This window comes from Testudinibacter sp. P80/BLE/0925 (assembly GCF_053570785.1).
Genome location: NZ_CM131636.1, coordinates 451,049 through 469,860, shown reverse-complemented (window position 1 = coordinate 469,860; position 18,812 = coordinate 451,049). Strand labels below are relative to the sequence as shown.

The following is an 18,812-nucleotide window of genomic DNA, read 5'->3' as shown; positions in this document are numbered from 1 at the left end:
TTACAGCTCCCGTCCGTTATCATTTTGCAGCGTCGGCAAATCTTCCTCATTCAACACTTTTTCGACAATCTCTTTCGCCATATCGTAGCGCTCTAAATAGCTTGGCGATTCAATTTCAATATACGGCACTTTATATTTATCCAACAAGCGTTTGAGCAGATCTTGGAATTTTTGGCGCGATTTTTGATCGCCCAAACTGCGCAAGCCGTCGTCCACCCATTTGGTGTTGTTCGATAATAAAATGGTAATATCAAACGGATATTCCTTAATCATCGAATCTAAAAACGGGTGCGCTTTGCCTTCATATTGGATACAAAATGCCTGCGTAGTGATGAAATCGGTATCGATAATCGCGACTTTGTGCGCATGACGCACCGCATAATCAACATAGCGTAAATGCCCGATTGCCATTAACGGATAGTCGGAAAATTGCATTGCCTGTTCATCGCCGCCGAGCTGCTCAAACACATATTCACGCCCGTATTCCCAGGCTGAGGTGGTGTTAAATACCGTCGCCAGTTTATTCACCAATACACTTTTACCGCTGCTTTCGCCGCCTAAAATGGCAATGGTTTTGGCGAAAAACGGCCGCACCTCTTTCGGAATAAATTTCCAGTAATGGAAGGGATGGTTGCGGATTTTGGTTGCCGAAACATTGAAAAATTTCCGCTCCGGATCAACCAGATTGACCTGCAAGCCTAAATATTTCTCATACGGCTCTTGGTCTTGCGGTTCGCTGCTGAACACAATGGTTGGTGCAACGTTTTTCTGGTCAAACAACTGCTTAACCCGTCCAGCCCATGCTTCCCAGCCGTTGGGATAACTCGGCAAGCCGTCCTCAACCAAATGATGGATAAAAATATGCTTTTGCTGATATTTGAAAATCTGCTGCATCCAACGCAAACGATCTTGCGGGGTCGGCATTTTTTTCATTTTGCTGTCGTAAAACAGCTTCAGATCGCGCTCACTTTCGCTGCATACCACCACATGAATTTCATCGACCTTACTAAACGCTTCATAAATCATGTTGATATGCCCGGTATGCACCGGATAGAACTTACCGAAAATCACGCCGATTTTTTTATCTTCGACTTCGGTGATGTTCAACACTTTATGCAAGGCTTGCAGTTTAATCGCACTCGGATTTTTAATTTTGCCGCTGACCAATTGGTTAAAATAGGCGCGAGTCACCCCGGCTTGCTCGCACACCTCGGCGACTTTCAGGTTGAGTTGTTTGCGTTTTTGTTGCAGATAAGCAAAAGACATAAGCTGTTCTCTAATTATGGATTATTCGGCATTTTCTGCGGGCGGACTGGTTTCGGTAAGCGCTAACTTACTTTCTAACTCGTCTAAACGTTGTTCAAGTGCGGTCAGTTTCTCACGGGTGCGGATTAACACTTGGGTTTGCACCTCAAAATCTTCTTGTGTCACCACATCCAATTTAGCTAATTGCGCCTGAATCACCTGCTTCACTTTGGCTTCCATATCTTCACCAAAATTTTTAACGCCTTGCGGTAGCGCATCATGAATTTGTTGTGCGAATTGCTCTAGTTTTTTCGGGTTCAGCATGGTCTTGGTTCCTGAATAATGAATATTTCCCTATTGTACGAAATGGACTGATTAAAGGGAACTTTTTTATGTCAGCCGTTTTTTTCTCGATTGCTTTTGATAAACAGTAGGCACAGCATTTTTTTTCGTTATAATAAGCGGGCAATTCTCAGGGCGGGGTGCAATTCCCCACCGGTGGTAAGGGCGCGATTGTTTACACGACAACCGCACTTAAGCCCACGAGCGCCTGCTACGGCAGGGTCTAGCAGATTCGGTGCAAATCCGAAGCCGACAGTCACAGTCTGGATGGTAGAGAATAAGGGCTTTCCCGTTCCGGGAAACTCCGCTTTTTATTGTGATAAACCGCACTTTGATCTGCTGTATGTTGGTGTGGAGCGGCACAATGCCTCTATTTCGCCCTGATTCTGGTAGCGTATTCATTTACCTTATTTATTTAAAAAGGAATTTACCATGAGTCAGTCTTTACTCACCCAATTCGGCGACAGCCGACAACGTGTCCTTGCCGCAATCGAAGCCTTTAAGCAAGGCAACGGCGTTCTGGTTTTAGACGATGAAAATCGCGAAAACGAAGGCGATCTGATTTTCCCCGCCGAAACCATCACCACCGAACAAATGGCGAAGCTAATCCGTTACGGCAGTGGCATTGTTTGCTTATGTATTCCGCAAGAAACTTGCGATCGTTTGCAGTTACCGCCAATGGTAACGGAAAATACCAGCGTGAATAAAACCGCCTTCACCGTCACGATTGAAGCGGCGCAAGGGGTTTCGACCGGTGTTTCCGCGGCGGATCGGGTGACCACGGTTAAAGCCGCGATCAATCCAAGTGCGGTTGCGAGCGATTTGCATCGCCCCGGACATATTTTTCCGTTAAAATCACAGGCGAACGGCGTGTTGGCACGGCGTGGACATACTGAAGCCTCGGTAGATTTGGCAATCTTAGCCGGTTTTCAACCTGCCGGTGTGATTTGCGAGATTACCAATGATGACGGTACAATGGCACGGGCAACGGAAATCGTCGCCTTTGCCCAACAGCATGGCTATCCGGTGGTGACAATTGAAGATTTGGTTGCCTACCGCCTAAACCATGAACAGGCAACATCAGCCTAGGTGCTGATATTATCTTGAAAACTCATGCTTATTTTAAGGACTCAAGCAATGAAAAAACTTTCGGCTTTTTTTACTGCCGCGACCATGCTGTTTGCTGTCAGCAATGCAGCGAAAGCAGATAACGACACGGTTTATCTTTACACTTGGACCGAATACGTGCCAAGTGGATTATTGGATAACTTCACCAAAGAAACCGGGATTAAAGTGATTGTTTCCAGTTTGGAATCAAACGAAACCATGTATGCCCGTTTGAAAACCTTGGGCAAAAACGGTGGCTATGACGTGATTGCGCCGTCAAACTATTTTGTGTCTAAAATGCGTAAAGAAGGCATGTTGTTGCCGTTGGATCACAGCAAATTGCCGGTGTTAAAAGAGCTTGATCCGAATTTGCTGAATAAACCGTACGATCCGAACAACGAATATTCGCTGCCGCAAATTTTAGGCGCGCCGGGTATTGCGTACAACAGCGACGTGATTGATTCAACCAAAATCGCTTCATGGGGCGATTTGTGGAATCCGGAATATAAAGACAAATTACAACTGTTAGACGATGCGCGCGAAATCTTCAACCTTGCGTTGTTGAAACTGGGCGAAGATCCGAATACCACTGATCCGGAGGTGATCAAAAAAGCCTATGAAGAGTTATTGAAATTGCGTCCTAACGTGTTGGCGTTCAGTTCCGACAATCCGGCGAATGCCTTTGTTGCCGGGGAAGTGGATTTAGGTATGCTGTGGAACGGTTCAGCCTATATCGCCCGCAAAGACGGCGCACCGATCAATTTGCTATGGCCGAAAGAAGGTCCGGTATTATGGGTGGACACCTTAGCGATTCCAGCCACCGCACAGAATCCGGACGGCGCGCATAAGTTGATTAACTACCTGTTAAGCGCCGAAGTGGCGAAAGAGTTAGCCTTGGAAATCGGCTACCCGACCCCGAATCTGGAAGCGCAGAAATTGCTACCGGCGGAAATGGTCAACGACAGCTCGCTGTATCCACCGGCGGAAGTGCTGCAAAAAAGCTACTGGCAAGATGATGTCGGCGATGCAGCGATTATCTACGAAAACTACTATCAGCAGCTGAAAGTGGCGAAGTAAGAATCTGATTTAGACAAAGTGCGGTTTAACCGCACTTGAGATTGCAGACAAACTGACTTCTCTCCCTCCGCGTGCGGAGGGAGTACCATTTTTCGTAAGAAAAATGGGGAGGGGAATATGAAAATGCAACATATTCATTTTTAACATTCTTTATGCCTCCCTCCATCCTTCGGACACCTCCCTCCGTATACGGCGGGAGGGAAATGATTCGAGAAAGAGACTTTGTCATCAGCCTGAAGTGCGGTTTAACCTCACTTTTGTCTATTTGGCATAAGGCAATGTGATGTCGAAAAGCGAGCGTTTGTTTACCCTGTTACAGATTTTGCGCGGACATAAATACCCGCTCACCGGCGCGGTTTTGGCGGAAAAGCTGAATATCAGCCTGCGCACACTCTATCGTGATATTGACAGTTTGCGGGCGCAGGGGGCGGATATTGAGGGCGAGGCCGGAATCGGCTATCTGTTACGCAAGGAATTTGAACTGTCCAAGCTAATGTTGACGGAAAGCGAAATTGAGGCGTTAGTGCTGGGAATGCGTTGGGTGCACCGTTCCGCCGACAGCGAATTAAGCCAAGCGGCGAAGAACGGCTTAAGCAAAATCTCGGCACTGTTGCCGCCGCATTTGTCGCAACAACTGGAAAACAACGCCTTATTTATTGCGGTCAGCAACAATCCGCCCCCCTTTCTCGACGATGTTTTTATCAAACTGCGCCACGCTATTCAGCGCCAGCTGAAAGTCAAACTGACTTATCGCAATGAAAAACAAAAATATTCGCAGCGCATTATTTATCCGTTTGCAATCGGCTTTTTTGAGCAGGCGCAATTAGTCGCCGCATGGTGTGAGCTGCGCCAAGAGTTCCGCCATTTTCGCCCCGACCGAATCATTGCTATCGAATTGTGCGACGAACATTACCAACCTGACCGCACTTTGCTGCTGCAGCGTTGGCAAAAACGAGACGGCGACTGTACCCACCGCTAAATCACTGCTGACAGAAATTGTCATCCGGCTGAGGTATAGTGTCTTGGCAGTGAAATAACCCTCGAAACACAAGGAGCAAATAATGCAAACCCTGACCCTCTATACCCACCCGATGTCACGCGGCAGAACGGCGCGCTGGATGTTGGAAGAAACCGGCTTAGCGTATGAAACCGTGCTGTTTACCGATTTTAGCGGCGCAATGAAAGCGGCTGATTATCTGGCGATTAACCCGATGGGCAAAGTGCCGGCATTAAAACACGGCGACACCGTGATCACCGAATGTGCCGCAATTTGTGCTTATCTAGCCGATCTTTGCCCGCAAAAACAACTCGCCCCGACCTTGAATGATCCGCAACGCGGCGTGTATTACCGTTGGTTGTTTTTTGCCGCCGCCCCGTTGGAAGCCGCGATGATAGAAGTGGCATTGCAATTGAAACCGAAAGAGAGTGATCGCACCGCGTTGGGCTATGGCAGTTTGCCGTTGTGCCTGACCGCACTTGAACAGACATTAAGCCAACACGATTTTTTGTGCGGCAACCGTTTCAGTGCCGCGGATTTATATCTTGCCGAGCTATTGGATTTCGGCATTAATGCGGTTAAAGTCATTGAAGCAAACCCGGTTTTCACCGCCTATATCGCCCGCCAGCAAGCTCGCCCTGCTTATCTTCGCGCCAGCAAAATTGATGATGATCTGTTTGCGAAAATCCAAGCAAACGGGTAAATTGATTTATCGGGCGGTTTGAACCGCACTTTTGTTTTTATGTTTTATTTCAGGGGGCAACATGATCCAAGCGCGTTGGTCGAATTCATTACAAAGTGCGGTTTATCAAGACGGGTTAGCCGTGCGAATCGCGGTGTTTGTTGAGGAGCAGGGCTTCTCGATGGAGATCGAAATTGATGACGTTGAAGCAGATTGTGAGTATCTGACGCTCTATTCCGCTGATAATCAGCCGCTCGCCACCGCACGGATCTATCCTTATGCCGATGGCGTCTATAAATTACAACGGATTGCGGTGTTGCAATCGCAACGCGGCAAGGCGTTGGGCGAACGCTTGATGGCGGAAATGGAACGGCGTGCGCAGGCGCAGGGCGTGAAACGCTTGATTTTAGGCGCGCAGGATTCGGCAATCGGCTTTTATCAAAAGTGCGGTTACCAAGTCTATGGCGACGGCTACGACGAAGAAGGCGTGCCGCACCATATGATGGAAAAACGGCTTTAAGCGCGATGGCGCACTTCAATCACCAAGCAGCGTTGGCTGAGTTCGGCGATCAGTTGATTGAGGGTATCAATACTGTCTTTATCCAAATTTGCGTCCCATTCATCAAGCAGCAACATGCGAACGGCATGCTTGTCGCTGTTTAAGTCGTCCGCCAATTCGTGCAAATTGCGTTTTAGGGTTTGCCCTGTGGACAGCGCAGTGTTATCGGCGAACAGCAATTCGTGCTGTGCCGGCAGATAATAGGCTTGCTCGCCCAGTTGCTGTTTTAGCCAACAGAGATAGCTGGATTTACCGCAGCCGTTTGCGCCGCGCAAGGTAATCCGACCGCACTTGAGGGCATGGTTCGGCAAAGTCGCAAGGCTAAATTCGCCGTCGCAATTTTGCGCTTGCGCCTGCAATTTATCCCATTGAATGCGCCCGTTGAGGCTGTTTTGCGGCACGGCAACCGCACTTTGCAAGCCTTGCAGTTTCGCTTTCATGCCCGACCAACCGGTTGCCACCGAAATCAAGATATCGGTATATTGTAAAATCAGCACCTGCCGCGGCAAGGTCGCCACCAGCACCGCCAAAAGTGCGGTGTCGTTTTGGTGTTGATAAAACAGAATCGCCGTCCACGCCAGCACCGGGCTCATCATCAGCAACATACCCAACGACGAGGCAAGATGATTCCAGCCACGATTGCTGACTGCGGTTTTCAGTGCTTCGTTTTGATTTTGTTGCAACGCCTGATTGAAATAGTGTTGATTGTAACGGTTGCCGAGCAGCACGTTATCCCACGCCAGCGACAGCGTGCGCTGCAATTTCGTGCGCCCTTGCTGCGCCGCTTGCCCGCGCTGATAAATCCGTTGTTTAAAAGCAAATACCGCCAACGCCGCTAACAGCACGCCGAGCAGATAGGAGAGCATTATCGACGGGGCTAAAATCCACGCCAACACCGCAATATTAAAACTGACATTCAGCAACAGCGACACGCCGTCAAACAGAAAACGGTAGCTTTCATCGATCGTCAAAAATCCCTCAGAGGCGATAAACGGCAACCGTTGATCTTTCAGCGTGCGATCATTGCGCAAACCGGCTTGATTGTTGAAGTTTTTTTGAAAAAGTGCGGTGTAGCGATTGAGCGCAGTGAATTTGGCTTTTTCCAACAGCATTGCGGCGAAACTCGCCGGTAGATAGACGATCGTCAGCGACAGAATAAACAGTACAAAGTAAACGCCGAACGCCCCGCCAACGCTGATGTTCTCCGCCACTTTCGCAATCCAATAGGTCGATGACGCAACAATCATTTGCTGCACCAACAATAGCAACAACGCCCAACGAAACGCGGCGTTATTCAATAAACGGAAAGCAAAGTGCGGTTGTGGCATGGTTTACCTAAGGATATTTAACAGCGGAATATCGAAAAATATTAGAGAAAAATCAAGTTAAAGGCAATTTTTGTACAATAATAAAATAGCGAAGTGTGAGTGTGATCGTTAAAACCAGCGTATAATCTTTGGATTGAATTAACTTTTAAGTTATACTTGTCAAAAAAAGACAGGATATTGATATGTTTGAACTACAGTTTCACTCGGAGGCGGTAGCGGAAATAACCGCACTTGAGCCGGTTATGATTGAGCTTGCATTAAAACGTTTAGGAGAACTGAGCCATGAAAATTAAACCGATTGCATACCAAGAATTAAAAGCGAATTTACTCGCTGATCCGGAGGTCAATACCATTTATCAAACCGAAAAACGTGCTGATGAGTTACAAGCGTTATTGCAACAAATGCGGGCTAAGGCAGGGTTAAATAGCCGACAAGTGGCTGAACGCATGGGCATTTCGCAGCCGGCAGTCAGCAAATTGGAGCGCAATGCCAGCCGTGCCAGCGTGAATAGTTTACAGCGTTATGCACAGGCTTGCGGTGTAAATTTAACCTTTAATTTCTCTTAACCCCGCCCCTTGCGCACCCAATAACGATAAGGGGTTTGTGCGGTTTCGCTGTGCAGCAGGGTGTGATCCATAAACTGGCAAAAGCTGGGAATATCGCGGGTGGTGGCGGGGTCGTCCGCCAACAGCAGCACCACCTCGCCGTCTTGGCGATGGCGAATGCTTTTGCGCAGCAACATCACCGGTTCCGGGCAGCGCAATCCGACGGTATCGAGGGTTTCATCAATTGCAATCTCATTAATTTCCACTTGGTTCATAAATTCTTGCTTATTTGTTGGATTTAGGCGATATAATACCGCAGATAACGCAATTTTAGGAGTTTTTGATGTCGAATTCGCAACAGGCGCTTTTTCAACGGCACTTGCACGGCTTGCAAACGCTGGTGCGGGAGATTTTACACGGCAACCGCTTGGACGGGATTTGGATTCACGCCGGTGAAGAACGTTACCATTTTCTCGACGATCAAACCAAACCGTTTAAAATCAATCCATTGTTTAATTATTTTGTGCCGCACACCAGTGCGGTCGGTAGCTGGTTATATCTCGACGGCGTGAACAAACCGCACTTGTATTTTTACCAACCCGATGATTATTGGTATCTGCACGAAGCTGCACCGCAGGCATTTTGGACGGACGAATTTGACTGGACGATTCTGAAACACGCCGACGAGATCAAAACCTATTTTAGCCACCTTGACCGCACTTTATATCTGGGCGAGGAAGAGGCATTGGCGCAAGCGTTCGGTTTTAGTCAAATTAATCTGCAAAAAGCCCTGAATTACTTGCATTATCAACGCAGTATCAAAAGCGAGTATGAGCTGGATTGCTTGCAACGGGCGCAATTTGCCGCCTTAAAAGGACATCAGGCAGCACAAGCGGCTTTCTTCGACGGTCAATCGGAATTTGAGATTAACCTAGAATATCTGCGCGCCAGCGGACAGTCGGACTCGAATGTGCCGTATGCCAACATCGTGGCGATAAACCACCACAGTGCGGTGCTGCACTACACCCGATTACAACAAACCAAGCCGCAAACGCAACGTAGTTTTTTGCTTGACGCCGGCGCGAGCTATCTCGGTTATGCCTCGGATATTACCCGCAGTTACAGTTTCAATCCGAATGATGAATTTGCCGATTTGGTGCGCACGTTGGAGCAGCACAAACTGGCGATTATCGCACAAATGCAGGTTGGTTATAATTATCTTAGCTACCACACCATAATGCAGCAACGGATTGCCGAAACCTTGTGGGAATTTGACTTGGTGAAACTGCCGGCGGAACAGATTTTTGAAGCGGGGATTAACCGCACTTTCTTCCCGCACGGCTTGGGGCATTTTCTCGGTTTGCAGGTGCATGATGTCGCCGGTTTTCAACAAAATCGGCGCGGCACGCATAAAGCGCCGCCCGAGGTTTATCCGAGTTTGCGCTGCACCCGCACCTTAGAGCCGAACATGGTGTTGACGGTCGAGCCGGGATTGTATTTTATTCCGCTGTTGCTTGAACAATGGCGTCATCATGCGTTGGCGGGCAAATTTAACTGGCAGAAGATCGAACAGTTGCTTGCCTACGGCGGCGTGCGTACCGAAGATAATATTGTGATCACCGCCAATGGCGCGAACAACCTGACGCAAAACGCGCTGACCGCACTTGGCAACAGATAGCCGATTATGCGTTACCTGATTCCGGCGGCGGGCGTCGAATTTAGCGAAGAAATTAAAAAAAGCCGTTTCATCACCTATCTGCAAGCGACAGAGGGATTGGAACAGGCGAAAGCGTTTTGGCAACAACTGAAACAGCAACACCCGAACGCACGCCATCATTGTTGGGCGACGGTTGCCGGGCGACCGAACGATTCGCAGCAATTGGGTTTTTCCGACGACGGCGAACCGTCCGGCACGGCAGGCAAGCCGATGTTGAATATCTTGCTCGGCAGCGGTATTGGCGAAATCAGTGCGGTGGTGGTGCGTTATTACGGCGGCATTCAACTTGGCACCGGCGGGCTGGTGCGGGCTTACGGCAACGGCGTGCAGCAGGCGTTGAAATTGCTGAACACGATAGAAAAAATCGAACGCCAAGTCTTTGCGCTCAGTTGCGATTACGGGCAAATCAATTTGGTGCAGCAATTGCTGAAGCTGCACCAAGTCGAAATTATCGAACAACAGTTCGCCCAGCGGATTGAATTACAGCTTGGCATTAGCGCAGAACAGTTTGCCGAATTCAGCCGTGCGTTGAATGATCGCAGCGGTGGCAGTTTGCGCCTGCTGGCTTTAACTTAAAGGAACGACAACCCCGTGCATATCCAGTCTATTATTCGTATCGTCGGCATTTTGGTGATGTGTTTCTCGCTCACTATGCTTGTCCCTGCCTTGATTGCTTTGCTTTACAGCGACGGCGGCGGCCGTGCCTTTGTCGAAACCTTTTTTATCACGTTAGCCGTGGGCGCATTGCTGTGGTGGGCGACACATAACCATAAACACGAATTGCGTTCGCGTGAGGGATTTTTAATTGTGGTGCTGTTTTGGGTGGTGCTGGGCAGTGTCGGTTCGTTACCGTTCATGTTATTTGAACACCCGCAACTGAATGTTGCCAATGCGTTTTTCGAATCCTTTTCCGGCTTAACCACCACCGGCGCAACGGTGATTGTCGGCTTGGACAGCTTGCCGAAGGCGATTTTATTTTACCGCCAAATGCTGCAATGGCTCGGCGGCATGGGGATCATCGTGTTGGCAATTGCGATTATTCCGTTGTTGGGTATCGGCGGCATGCAGCTTTACCGTGCCGAAATGCCGGGGCCGCTGAAAGAGCAAAAAATGCGCCCGCGTATCGCCGAAACTGCCAAGGCGTTATGGGTGATTTATTCTACCTTGACTTTGTTATGCGCACTGGCTTATTGGTTGGCGGGTATGGACGTGTTCGACGCCATCAGCCACAGTTTTTCGACGATTTCGATCGGCGGTTTCTCGACCCACGATGCCAGCATGGGCTACTTTAACAGCACGGCGATTAACTTGATTGCCGCGCTATTTTTATTTATTTCCGGCTGTAACTTTGCGCTGCATTTTTCCGCTTATTTTGAGTTGGGCAAAAGCAATATTTTCAAACTCTATTTCACCGATCCCGAATTTAAAGCCTTTCTGTTTATCCAACTGGCGTTGGTGACGATTTGCACCGTCGCTTTAATCGGTTATAACCATTTTTCCGGTTACGGCGAAGCGTTGGAACACGCCATTTTTCAGTCGTTGTCGATTTCCACCACCGCCGGGTTCACCACCTCCTCGTTCGACAGTTGGCCTTCGTTTTTACCGATGTTGCTGTTGATGACCTCGTTTATCGGCGGTTGCGCCGGTTCGACCGGCGGCGGTTTGAAAGTGATTCGGGTACTGTTACTGTTGGTGCAAGGCAAACGCGAGATGAACCGTTTAGTACACCCGAATATTGTGCAGCCGATTAAATTGGGTAACCGCGTGCTGTCCGAACGGGTGATTCAAGGCATTTGGGCGTTTTTTTCCGCCTATCTGCTGATTTTTGTGATCTGCTTATTGGCGGTTATCGCCTGCGGTGTCGACAGTTTTGATGCCTTTAATGCGGTGGTGGCTTGCTTAAACAATCTCGGTCCGGGCTTGGGCAGTATCAGCAGCAACTTCGTTGCAATCCCCGACAGCGCAAAATGGATTTTAACCTTCGCCATGATCTGCGGGCGGTTGGAAGTGTTTACCTTATTGGTGTTGTTTACCCCGGTGTTTTGGAAAAGTTAATCGAGAGCCTAAAATGAAAACCTTAATTATTTATTCGAGTGTCGATGGGCAAACCCATAAAATTGCGCAAGCGATTGCCGCCGAAATCAAAAACCAGAATCGGAATCGGAATCAAAGTGCGGTGGTGGATTTAGTGGCACTCGCCGCAGCCGAGCAGCGGGATTTGGCGCAGTACGATCGGATTATCATCGGCGCGTCGATTCGTTACGGGCATTTTAACAAGGCGTTAGAGCCGTATATCGCCCGCCATGCGGCGTTATTAAATGCGAAAAAAACCGCCTTTTACAGCGTGAATTTAACCGCGCGCAAAGCGGATAAAAATACCCCTGAGACCAACGCCTACACCCGTAAATTATTGCAACGGATCGACTGGCAACCGAGCCAAAGTGCGGTTTTCGCCGGTGCGTTGCGTTATCCGCAATACCGTTTTTTTGACCGTTTTATGATCCGTTTGATTATGAAAATCACCGGCGGCGAAACCGACACCAGCAAAGAGGTGGAATATACCGATTGGGCGAAGGTGGCGGCGTTTGCTAAAGGATTAGACGCTTTAGGAGTTGAAGATGGAATATGATTCGGTAGATAAAAAAATACGACGTTCCCGTTGCATAGAAATTCTTAAATTTTGGTATAAGATCGAATTTTTTATTCCTTTCGATTTACAAAGGACGGTGCTGGAAGCCAGTGACGCCGAAAGGACGATACATTGTTTTTCGCAAGCCGATTTACAGTCGTCAGAAATTCGATTGTGGCAAGCTAATACCGCGCAAGACGGTTATAAAATTACTGGATACGAAATCTATTTTGGGATTTTTGATAAATACGAGCTGTCAAAAATAACGCAAAAAGTGGTCTCTGAAGAGCTGGGGTTAGAAAACGAGCTTTTTGAAGAGGAACGGCTGGATCTTGAGGGAAAAACGTGTTTTGCAAAATTGAAGTTGAATCAAGAAGGTGAATTGCTTCTGGATGATATTGCTGTTTCGGCAGCTCCTTGGGCACTGGGGCAAATTCAGAAAGGCGGGCTAAGCGGATTATCATCTGAGCAATTTGATTATGATTTGGATCAACTTAAATTAAAGCTGGTTAATTTTCAGTACGACTATTTACAGCGTGCGACAGAGGAAAATCAACAAAAAGGCTTATCCGGTCTGGATTTATTATCTTTACAAACACTTTTTTATCAATGGGCGGATTATCAACCTCACTTGAGCAACCAAGATTCAATGACGATCGTTATTCGAGCCTTGATGACGCCGATTAAAAAATCGGATTCTGCCACCGCCACCGCTCTTAGTGATAGCAATAATAATAGAGAACAGCAAGAAGAAGACCTTGATACCCAAGAAAATTTAATTAATATTTTTAATAGTTTTTATATTAAAGAGCTTAAGAGCGTTATTATGGCATTGAAAAATGGCGAAAGTTGTTCTGTGTTAGAGGAGTATCTGACGCCATTGAGTAAAGCGCAGCGGATTGATTTGTATCAGCTTGAAGGACAAAAGCAAATTGCGGAGAGATTACGTCCGCGTTATCTCAATGCCGGACATTGGCCGGATTGCCCGACGCATAGAATGAGTTTAATGCAGCAATTTGCGATTAACAGTATTTTTACGCAACTGAAGCAAAGCGGAATATTTTCAGTCAATGGGCCGCCCGGAACCGGTAAAACGACACTGTTGCGCGATATTATGGCAGAGAATATTGTCCGTCGGGCCCATGAATTAGCGCAGTTTAATCGTGTTGTCGATACTTTTTCCGGAAAGCGGCAAGTCGATTTTCACGGTGGCAAATGTGTGACGATTTCATTATTAAAAGAGTCACTGACCGGCTTTGAAATGGTTGTTGCCTCGTCAAATAATACGGCTGTCGAAAATATTTCTAAAGACTTACCCAAAGCAAAATCGCTGGGGATGTGGAAAATTAGTGAGGATAGCAATAATTTATCTGAACATGCTCAATCCAACGAAGCACCGCTAACCTATTTGCAAACAGTTGCCCATAATATTGCGGCTAAAAACAATAAGGGTGGTTATAATCAGCTTTCGGATGAAGAGTTGCCTTGGGGATTGATTGCATGTTCGCTCGGAAATAAAACCAACCGGCAGAATTTTGTGAATAAATTCTTTTTTGATGGCGAAGGTAGCCTTGATTCAACCGCTAAAGGGTATGATTGCAATAAACATCAATCGATATGGCATTGGCGTCGAGATTATGCTAAGAAAAAAGGAATATCTTTTGCTCAAGCAAGAAGCGATTTTTTAGCGATAGAAGCTGAAGTGAGTACATTAATTCAACAACTCGATCACTATGCCCAACTGCGTATTGAGTTAGATGGTCAAACTGAAGTTGATTTTATTCGGCAAATTTTGCAACAAGAGAAGAGCGCCAAAAAACAGTTAAGTGAGGTAGAAAATAACCTGTTGCAAGTGGAACAGCGCAGGGAAATCATTAGCGCTGAATTACGTTTGTTGATAAAAGAGAAAAACGCAATTGAGCAAATCCGACCTAATTGGTGGTGGTTGAAAAAGATTTTTAAATCTAATGATTGCATTCACTACATCGCGGTGTTGAACGAGAAGAAAGAAAAGTTGCAGATATGCAACGAGCAGGAGATCCAGTTAGAAAAAGAATGGCTTAGTTTAAAAAAGAGTCAGCATTCAGCCTTGCTTCATTATCAAACGCTACGGCGGCAGTTAGTAGAAAGACGGAAATTATGGCAGGTCAAAATGCAGGAATTGGAACAGTATCGGCATACTTTTCCGGAGGCCGAAGCGCCGTTTGACAGCTGCGCGTTAGAGCAAGATAAATGGCAGATTCAGGGAGTATGGTTTGATAAAAGAGTAAATATCAAACGCTCGCAACTTTTTAAAGCCGCCTTACAATTACATGAAGCTTGGTTAGCAGAGGTCACACAACAAGGGAATGGTTTTGCAGGAAATCTTCTGGCAATACAAGATTTTTTATCCGGTAAACATATATTGAAAACGGAAAATATCCTGCCGATTTGGCAAAGTTTATTTATGATAATCCCTGTTATTTCCAGTACTTTTGCCTCATTTTTTACTCAATTCAGAGGGCTGGGGGCAAAAAGTCTCGGCTGGCTGTTTATTGACGAAGCCGGGCAAGCAATACCGCAGGCTGCTGTCGGCGCACTATGGCGTAGTCAAAGAGCCGTTGTAGTCGGTGATCCGTTGCAAATTGAACCTGTATTTACCGTTCCGACTAAATTAATCGAAGCGATAGCTCAAATTTCCAACCAAGATATCACCAGGCAGGTGGCTCCGCATAAAATATCAGTGCAGTACTTGGCTGATATGGCGAATCAATATGGAGTCAGTCTTGATGATGATTGGCTTGGCTGTCCGCTAAGAGTTCATCGCCGCTGTGTCGATCCGATGTTTTCGATCGCCAATCAGATTGCTTATCAAGGCAAAATGGTCTTTTTCGAACCGATAGATCGACTGAAACGGTTGCCGCCGAAAGGAAGTTTGGATTTAGGAAACAGCGCCTGGGTTGATATTGGCGGTGCGGCTAATAATAAGCAATCGGTTAAAGAGCAGATTGAACTGGTATTTGAAGCCGTTGTAATTTTATATAATAAATTGAATGAGCTGCCGCCAATTTACATTATTTCTCCTTTCAAACAGATTCAAGCGGAATTGGTTAAGAAAATGGTAAATCATGACGAATGGAGCCATTGCCATTCGTTAATAAGGGAAGCGCCGTTGAAATCGACCTTGAAAAAATGGTGCGGTAGCCGTATAGGAACTGTGCATACTTTTCAAGGCAAAGAAGAAAGTATTGTATGGCTGGTGCTTGGCTGTGATGAGCTCAATCTTTGTGCGGCGGGTTGGGCGGCAAGCAAACCTAATTTATTAAATGTGGCTTTAACCCGTGCTAAGCACCGCTTTTTTATGATCGGTGACATGACAATATGGGGCAATCTGCCATTTTTCACGGAAGCGAATAGCCTATTACCTAAAATAACGGCAAAAAAATTCTTAGACAATGTGTCAACGTGTTTGGACAGTAAGGTATAAAACGTCATTTTTTGCCCGTGACGCCTTATCAAGATTGCTATTTTTTAGATATGCAACCGATAAATCACCTGATTACTCGAACCGCGCCACAGCAGTTTCGGATCGGCGAGGCTCTGCTCGAATTTGCCGTCGATCAACACATCCACATAACCCACCAACGCCTTTTGCTCGGGGCTGAGTTCTTGCAAACGATAACCCGTCCACAACCAAATATCCTTGCCCAAACACTCGCGTTTAATCCGTTGCACCAACGGCAAAAGTGCGGTCAGGTTTCTCGGGTGCAACGGATCGCCGCCGCTCAGGCTCAAGCCTTGCCGCTTGATCCGTGTGTCTTGTAAATCGGCAATAATCTGATCTTCCATCGCTTGATCGAACGGCACTCCGGCACAGAACGACCAGCTTTTTTGGTTGTAACAGCCCTTGCATTGGTGTTCGCACCCTGCGACAAACAGGGTGCAGCGCGTGCCTTCGCCGTTGACCACATCAACCGGATAATATTGCAGATAATTCATGTTCAGACCGTACTTTTATAGGTGTTTCACCCGCCGTTTCACCTCTTCCTGCTTGCCGCTGTTGAACGGACGCGCGTCGGGACTGCCGAGATAGCCGCACACCCGACGGGTCACCGACACCGTGTTACTGTCGTGATTGCCGCAGGACGGGCAGGTGAAGCCTTTGCTGGTGCAGTCGAATTCGCCTTTGTAACCGCAGCCGTAGCACTCGTCAATCGGCGTATTGGTGCCGTAATACGGCACGCGCGAATAGCTGTAATCCCACACGTCCTCCAACGCTTTCAGGTTGTGTTGCAGATTCGGGTATTCGCCGTAGCAGATAAAACCGCCGTTGGCGATTGGCGGATATGCCATTTCAAAATCCAGTTTATCGTACGGATTGACTTTCTTCTCCACGTCCAAATGGAAACTGTTAGTGTAATAACCTTTGTCGGTTACGCCCTCGATAATGCCAAAGGTTTTGCTGTCGAGGCGGCAGAAACGGTCGCACAGATTTTCACTTGGGGTGGAATACAGGCTAAAGGCATAGCCGGTTTCTTGTTTCCACGTTTCGACCGCACTTCGCAGGTGTTGCACGATCGCCAACCCTTTTTGCCACAGACTTTGTTGATCATAAATATGGCTGCCGAACAGCGCATTGATGGTTTCGTGAATGCCGATATACCCGAGCGAAATCGAGGCTCTGCCGTTTTTGAAAATATCGGCGACACAATCATCGGCGTTTAAACGCACGCCGCACGCGCCCTCCATATATAAAATCGGCGCAACCCGCGCTTTGGTTTGTTGCAAGCGCGCAATCCGCGTCATCAGCGCTTTTTTAGCAATGGCGAGGCGCTGATCCAACAATTGATAAAACCGCACTTCGTCACCTTGCGCTTCCAGCGCAATACGCGGCAGGTTCAAACTGACGACGCCGAGATTATTGCGCCCCTCGTGGATTTCCTGTTGATCCTGTTCATATTTGCCTAAAAAGCTGCGGCAGCCCATCGGCGCTTTGAACGAACCGGTGACTTGCACCACTTGATCGTAATTCAAAATATCGGGGTACATGCGTTGCGTGGCGCATTCCAGTGCCAGTTGTTTAATGTCGTAATTCGGATCCGTCGGATGTAAATTTAGCCCTTGTTTTAAGGTAAACACCAGTTTCGGGAAAATGGCGGTTTTATGATTTTTGCCTAAACCGCGAATTCGGTTTTGCAAAATCGCCTGCTGAATCAGACGTGATTGCCAACTTGTGCCCAAGCCGAAACCGAAGGTCACAAACGGGGTTTGCCCGTTGGCGGTGTGCAGGGTGTTGACTTCGTATTCCAACGATTGAAAGGCGTCAAAACACTCTTTTTGCAAGCGTGCTTTGGCGTAGCCTTCCGCATCGGCAATTTGCCATTCTGCCGCCACCACCAAATGTTTTTCATAACTTTTCTGCACATAAGGCGCAAGCACTTCATCAATCCGATTGATGGTTGTGCCGCCGTAAATATGGCTTGCCACCTGCGCGATAATCTGTGCGGTGACGGCGGTGGCGGTGGTGATCGATTTCGGGGTTTCAATCTCGGCATTACCCATTTTAAAGCCCTGCTCGAGCATGCCTTGCAGATCAACCAACATGCAGTTGAACATCGGGAAGAACGGCGCGTAATCCAAATCGTGATAATGAATTTCGCCTTTTTCGTGTGCCGCCACCACATCGGCGGGCAAGAGATAGCGTTTGGCGTAATGTTTTGCCACGATACCCGCCAGTAGATCGCGCTGGGTCGGGATCACTTTGGCGTCTTTATTGGCGTTTTCATTCAGGATTTCCAGATTGCTTTGCTCAATCAACCCCTCGATCTCTTGCGTCAATTGGCTACGTTTCTCGCGCGCCAAATCGCGGTCGTGGCGGTATTCGATATAGGCACGCGCAATTTGAGGATATTGGCTGCGCATTAGTTTTTCTTCGACAATCGCTTGAATATGCGCAATATCAATCTGCTTTTGATAATGGCTGAAAATCTGCTGGCAAACTTCATTGCTGATATGCGAACAAAACGCCTCGTTGTTGATACCGCAAGCAACCGCCGCCTTACGAATCGCCTGTAAAATCCGCTCCGCCACAAACGGCGTGCTGGCACCGTCGCGTTTGATGACCTGTAACCCTGACATAAAAGCCCCTTATATTGATTAAATCAAAAAGCTAAAACACTATATATAGATGTTTTATTATTTGAAAGCACTATATCTTGAAAATTTGATCTGTGTCAAATAAAAATGCTTCTCAAAAATTAAGGGGTGATTTGTATGGGAAATAAGAAAGCAAAGAATAAAGTGCGGTTTTACGCATTAAGCAAGGCTTGTACCACATCAGGAATGATTTTCGGTTCAGGAATAAAAACTTGTTTATGCCGATTTAATTCGCCTTTTTCCAACACAATGCTACTTTTGGCGACTTTGAATTGTTTGCTGAGGAATTTTAACAGGTGCGCGTTGGCTTGTCCGTCAATCGGCGGGGCGGTGATGGTGATTTTCAGCTCGTCGTCGTGTAGCCCGACCAGCTGATCTCTGCTCGCTTTGGGTTGCAGCAAAATTTTCAGCCGCAATCCGTTTGGGTGTGTTTCAACCGCCGCCATCG

The 18,812-nt window shown here is 47.4% G+C and carries 18 protein-coding genes and 1 riboswitch; of the genes, 11 read left to right on the top strand and 7 right to left on the bottom strand.

Annotated elements, in window-relative coordinates:
- Complete coding sequence (nadR, locus tag ACWA5Z_RS02290; protein WP_431053719.1) at window positions 1-1,266, bottom strand: multifunctional transcriptional regulator/nicotinamide-nucleotide adenylyltransferase/ribosylnicotinamide kinase NadR; 1,266 nt, start codon at window positions 1,264-1,266, stop codon at window positions 1-3.
- 21 nt (window positions 1,267-1,287) lie between these two features.
- Window positions 1,288-1,569: a ubiquinone biosynthesis accessory factor UbiK gene (ubiK, locus tag ACWA5Z_RS02285; protein ID WP_431053718.1), complete on the bottom strand. Its 282-nt coding sequence runs from the start codon at window positions 1,567-1,569 to the stop codon at window positions 1,288-1,290.
- 140 nt (window positions 1,570-1,709) lie between these two features.
- A riboswitch (FMN riboswitch) is annotated at window positions 1,710-1,870 on the top strand.
- A gap of 149 nt (window positions 1,871-2,019) precedes the next feature.
- Between ubiK and ribB the strand changes: the two genes are divergently transcribed.
- From ribB to ACWA5Z_RS02260, 5 genes are all read left to right on the top strand, one after another.
- Complete coding sequence (gene ribB, locus ACWA5Z_RS02280; protein WP_431053717.1) at window positions 2,020-2,676, top strand: 3,4-dihydroxy-2-butanone-4-phosphate synthase; 657 nt, start codon at window positions 2,020-2,022, stop codon at window positions 2,674-2,676.
- A 48-nt stretch (window positions 2,677-2,724) separates the two neighbouring features.
- Window positions 2,725-3,771: an extracellular solute-binding protein gene (locus ACWA5Z_RS02275; RefSeq protein ID WP_431053716.1), complete on the top strand. Its 1,047-nt coding sequence runs from the start codon at window positions 2,725-2,727 to the stop codon at window positions 3,769-3,771.
- A 283-nt stretch (window positions 3,772-4,054) separates the two neighbouring features.
- Entirely contained in the window at window positions 4,055-4,750 is a 696-nt protein-coding gene (locus ACWA5Z_RS02270) for a helix-turn-helix transcriptional regulator (RefSeq protein WP_431053715.1), read from the top strand.
- Window positions 4,751-4,832: 82 nt separating this feature from the next.
- Window positions 4,833-5,471, top strand: a complete 639-nt coding sequence (locus ACWA5Z_RS02265) for a glutathione S-transferase family protein (protein WP_431053714.1) — start codon at window positions 4,833-4,835, stop codon at window positions 5,469-5,471.
- Between the two features lie 61 nt (window positions 5,472-5,532).
- A complete protein-coding gene (locus tag ACWA5Z_RS02260) occupies window positions 5,533-5,970 on the top strand; it encodes a GNAT family N-acetyltransferase (protein ID WP_431053713.1) in 438 nt (145 codons plus the stop codon).
- Here ACWA5Z_RS02260 and ACWA5Z_RS02255 read toward each other — a convergent pair.
- The gene (locus ACWA5Z_RS02255) at window positions 5,967-7,337 is read right to left on the bottom strand and encodes a hypothetical protein (protein WP_431053712.1); all 1,371 of its coding nucleotides are present in this window, start codon (window positions 7,335-7,337) and stop codon (window positions 5,967-5,969) included. The two genes, ACWA5Z_RS02260 and ACWA5Z_RS02255, sit on opposite strands and share 4 nt — an antisense overlap.
- Window positions 7,338-7,619: 282 nt before the next feature.
- On the opposite strand from ACWA5Z_RS02255, the gene ACWA5Z_RS02250 reads away from it, so the two are divergent.
- Window positions 7,620-7,904: a helix-turn-helix domain-containing protein gene (locus ACWA5Z_RS02250; protein ID WP_431053711.1), complete on the top strand. Its 285-nt coding sequence runs from the start codon at window positions 7,620-7,622 to the stop codon at window positions 7,902-7,904.
- On the opposite strand, the gene tusA is transcribed toward ACWA5Z_RS02250, so the two are convergent.
- On the bottom strand, window positions 7,901-8,158 hold the full coding sequence (tusA, locus tag ACWA5Z_RS02245) for a sulfurtransferase TusA (RefSeq protein ID WP_431053710.1): 258 nt from the start codon (window positions 8,156-8,158) through the stop codon (window positions 7,901-7,903). The genes ACWA5Z_RS02250 and tusA overlap by 4 nt on opposite strands.
- Window positions 8,159-8,226: 68 nt before the next feature.
- On the opposite strand from tusA, the gene pepQ reads away from it, so the two are divergent.
- Genes pepQ through ACWA5Z_RS02220 form a run of 5 tightly spaced genes read left to right on the top strand, consistent with a single transcriptional unit; the run spans window position 8,227 to window position 15,695 of the window.
- A complete protein-coding gene (gene pepQ, locus ACWA5Z_RS02240) occupies window positions 8,227-9,561 on the top strand; it encodes a Xaa-Pro dipeptidase (protein WP_431053709.1) in 1,335 nt (444 codons plus the stop codon).
- Window positions 9,562-9,564: 3 nt separating this feature from the next.
- Window positions 9,565-10,176: an IMPACT family protein gene (locus ACWA5Z_RS02235; protein WP_431054273.1), complete on the top strand. Its 612-nt coding sequence runs from the start codon at window positions 9,565-9,567 to the stop codon at window positions 10,174-10,176.
- A 15-nt stretch (window positions 10,177-10,191) separates the two neighbouring features.
- Window positions 10,192-11,655, top strand: a complete 1,464-nt coding sequence (locus ACWA5Z_RS02230) for a TrkH family potassium uptake protein (protein ID WP_431053708.1) — start codon at window positions 10,192-10,194, stop codon at window positions 11,653-11,655.
- Window positions 11,656-11,668: 13 nt separating this feature from the next.
- Window positions 11,669-12,229 (top strand): menaquinone-dependent protoporphyrinogen IX dehydrogenase, encoded by a 561-nt coding sequence (gene hemG, locus ACWA5Z_RS02225; protein ID WP_431053707.1) that lies wholly within the window; start codon window positions 11,669-11,671, stop codon window positions 12,227-12,229.
- Complete coding sequence (locus ACWA5Z_RS02220; RefSeq protein ID WP_431053706.1) at window positions 12,219-15,695, top strand: DEAD/DEAH box helicase; 3,477 nt, start codon at window positions 12,219-12,221, stop codon at window positions 15,693-15,695. Before hemG ends, ACWA5Z_RS02220 begins: the two co-directional genes overlap by 11 nt.
- Before the next feature lie 44 nt (window positions 15,696-15,739).
- Here the strand turns inward: ACWA5Z_RS02220 and nrdG are convergent, their stop codons facing one another.
- The 3 genes from nrdG to yggU all read right to left on the bottom strand — a co-directional run bounded on the left by nrdG (window position 15,740) and on the right by yggU (window position 18,810).
- Window positions 15,740-16,207, bottom strand: a complete 468-nt coding sequence (gene nrdG, locus ACWA5Z_RS02215; protein WP_431053705.1) for an anaerobic ribonucleoside-triphosphate reductase-activating protein — start codon at window positions 16,205-16,207, stop codon at window positions 15,740-15,742.
- Between the two features lie 15 nt (window positions 16,208-16,222).
- Window positions 16,223-18,346, bottom strand: coding sequence for an anaerobic ribonucleoside-triphosphate reductase (gene nrdD, locus ACWA5Z_RS02210; RefSeq protein ID WP_431053704.1), 2,124 nt, complete (start codon window positions 18,344-18,346; stop codon window positions 16,223-16,225).
- A gap of 170 nt (window positions 18,347-18,516) precedes the next feature.
- Entirely contained in the window at window positions 18,517-18,810 is a 294-nt protein-coding gene (gene yggU / locus ACWA5Z_RS02205) for a DUF167 family protein YggU (protein ID WP_431053703.1), read from the bottom strand.
- Window positions 18,811-18,812: the final 2 nt, after the last annotated feature.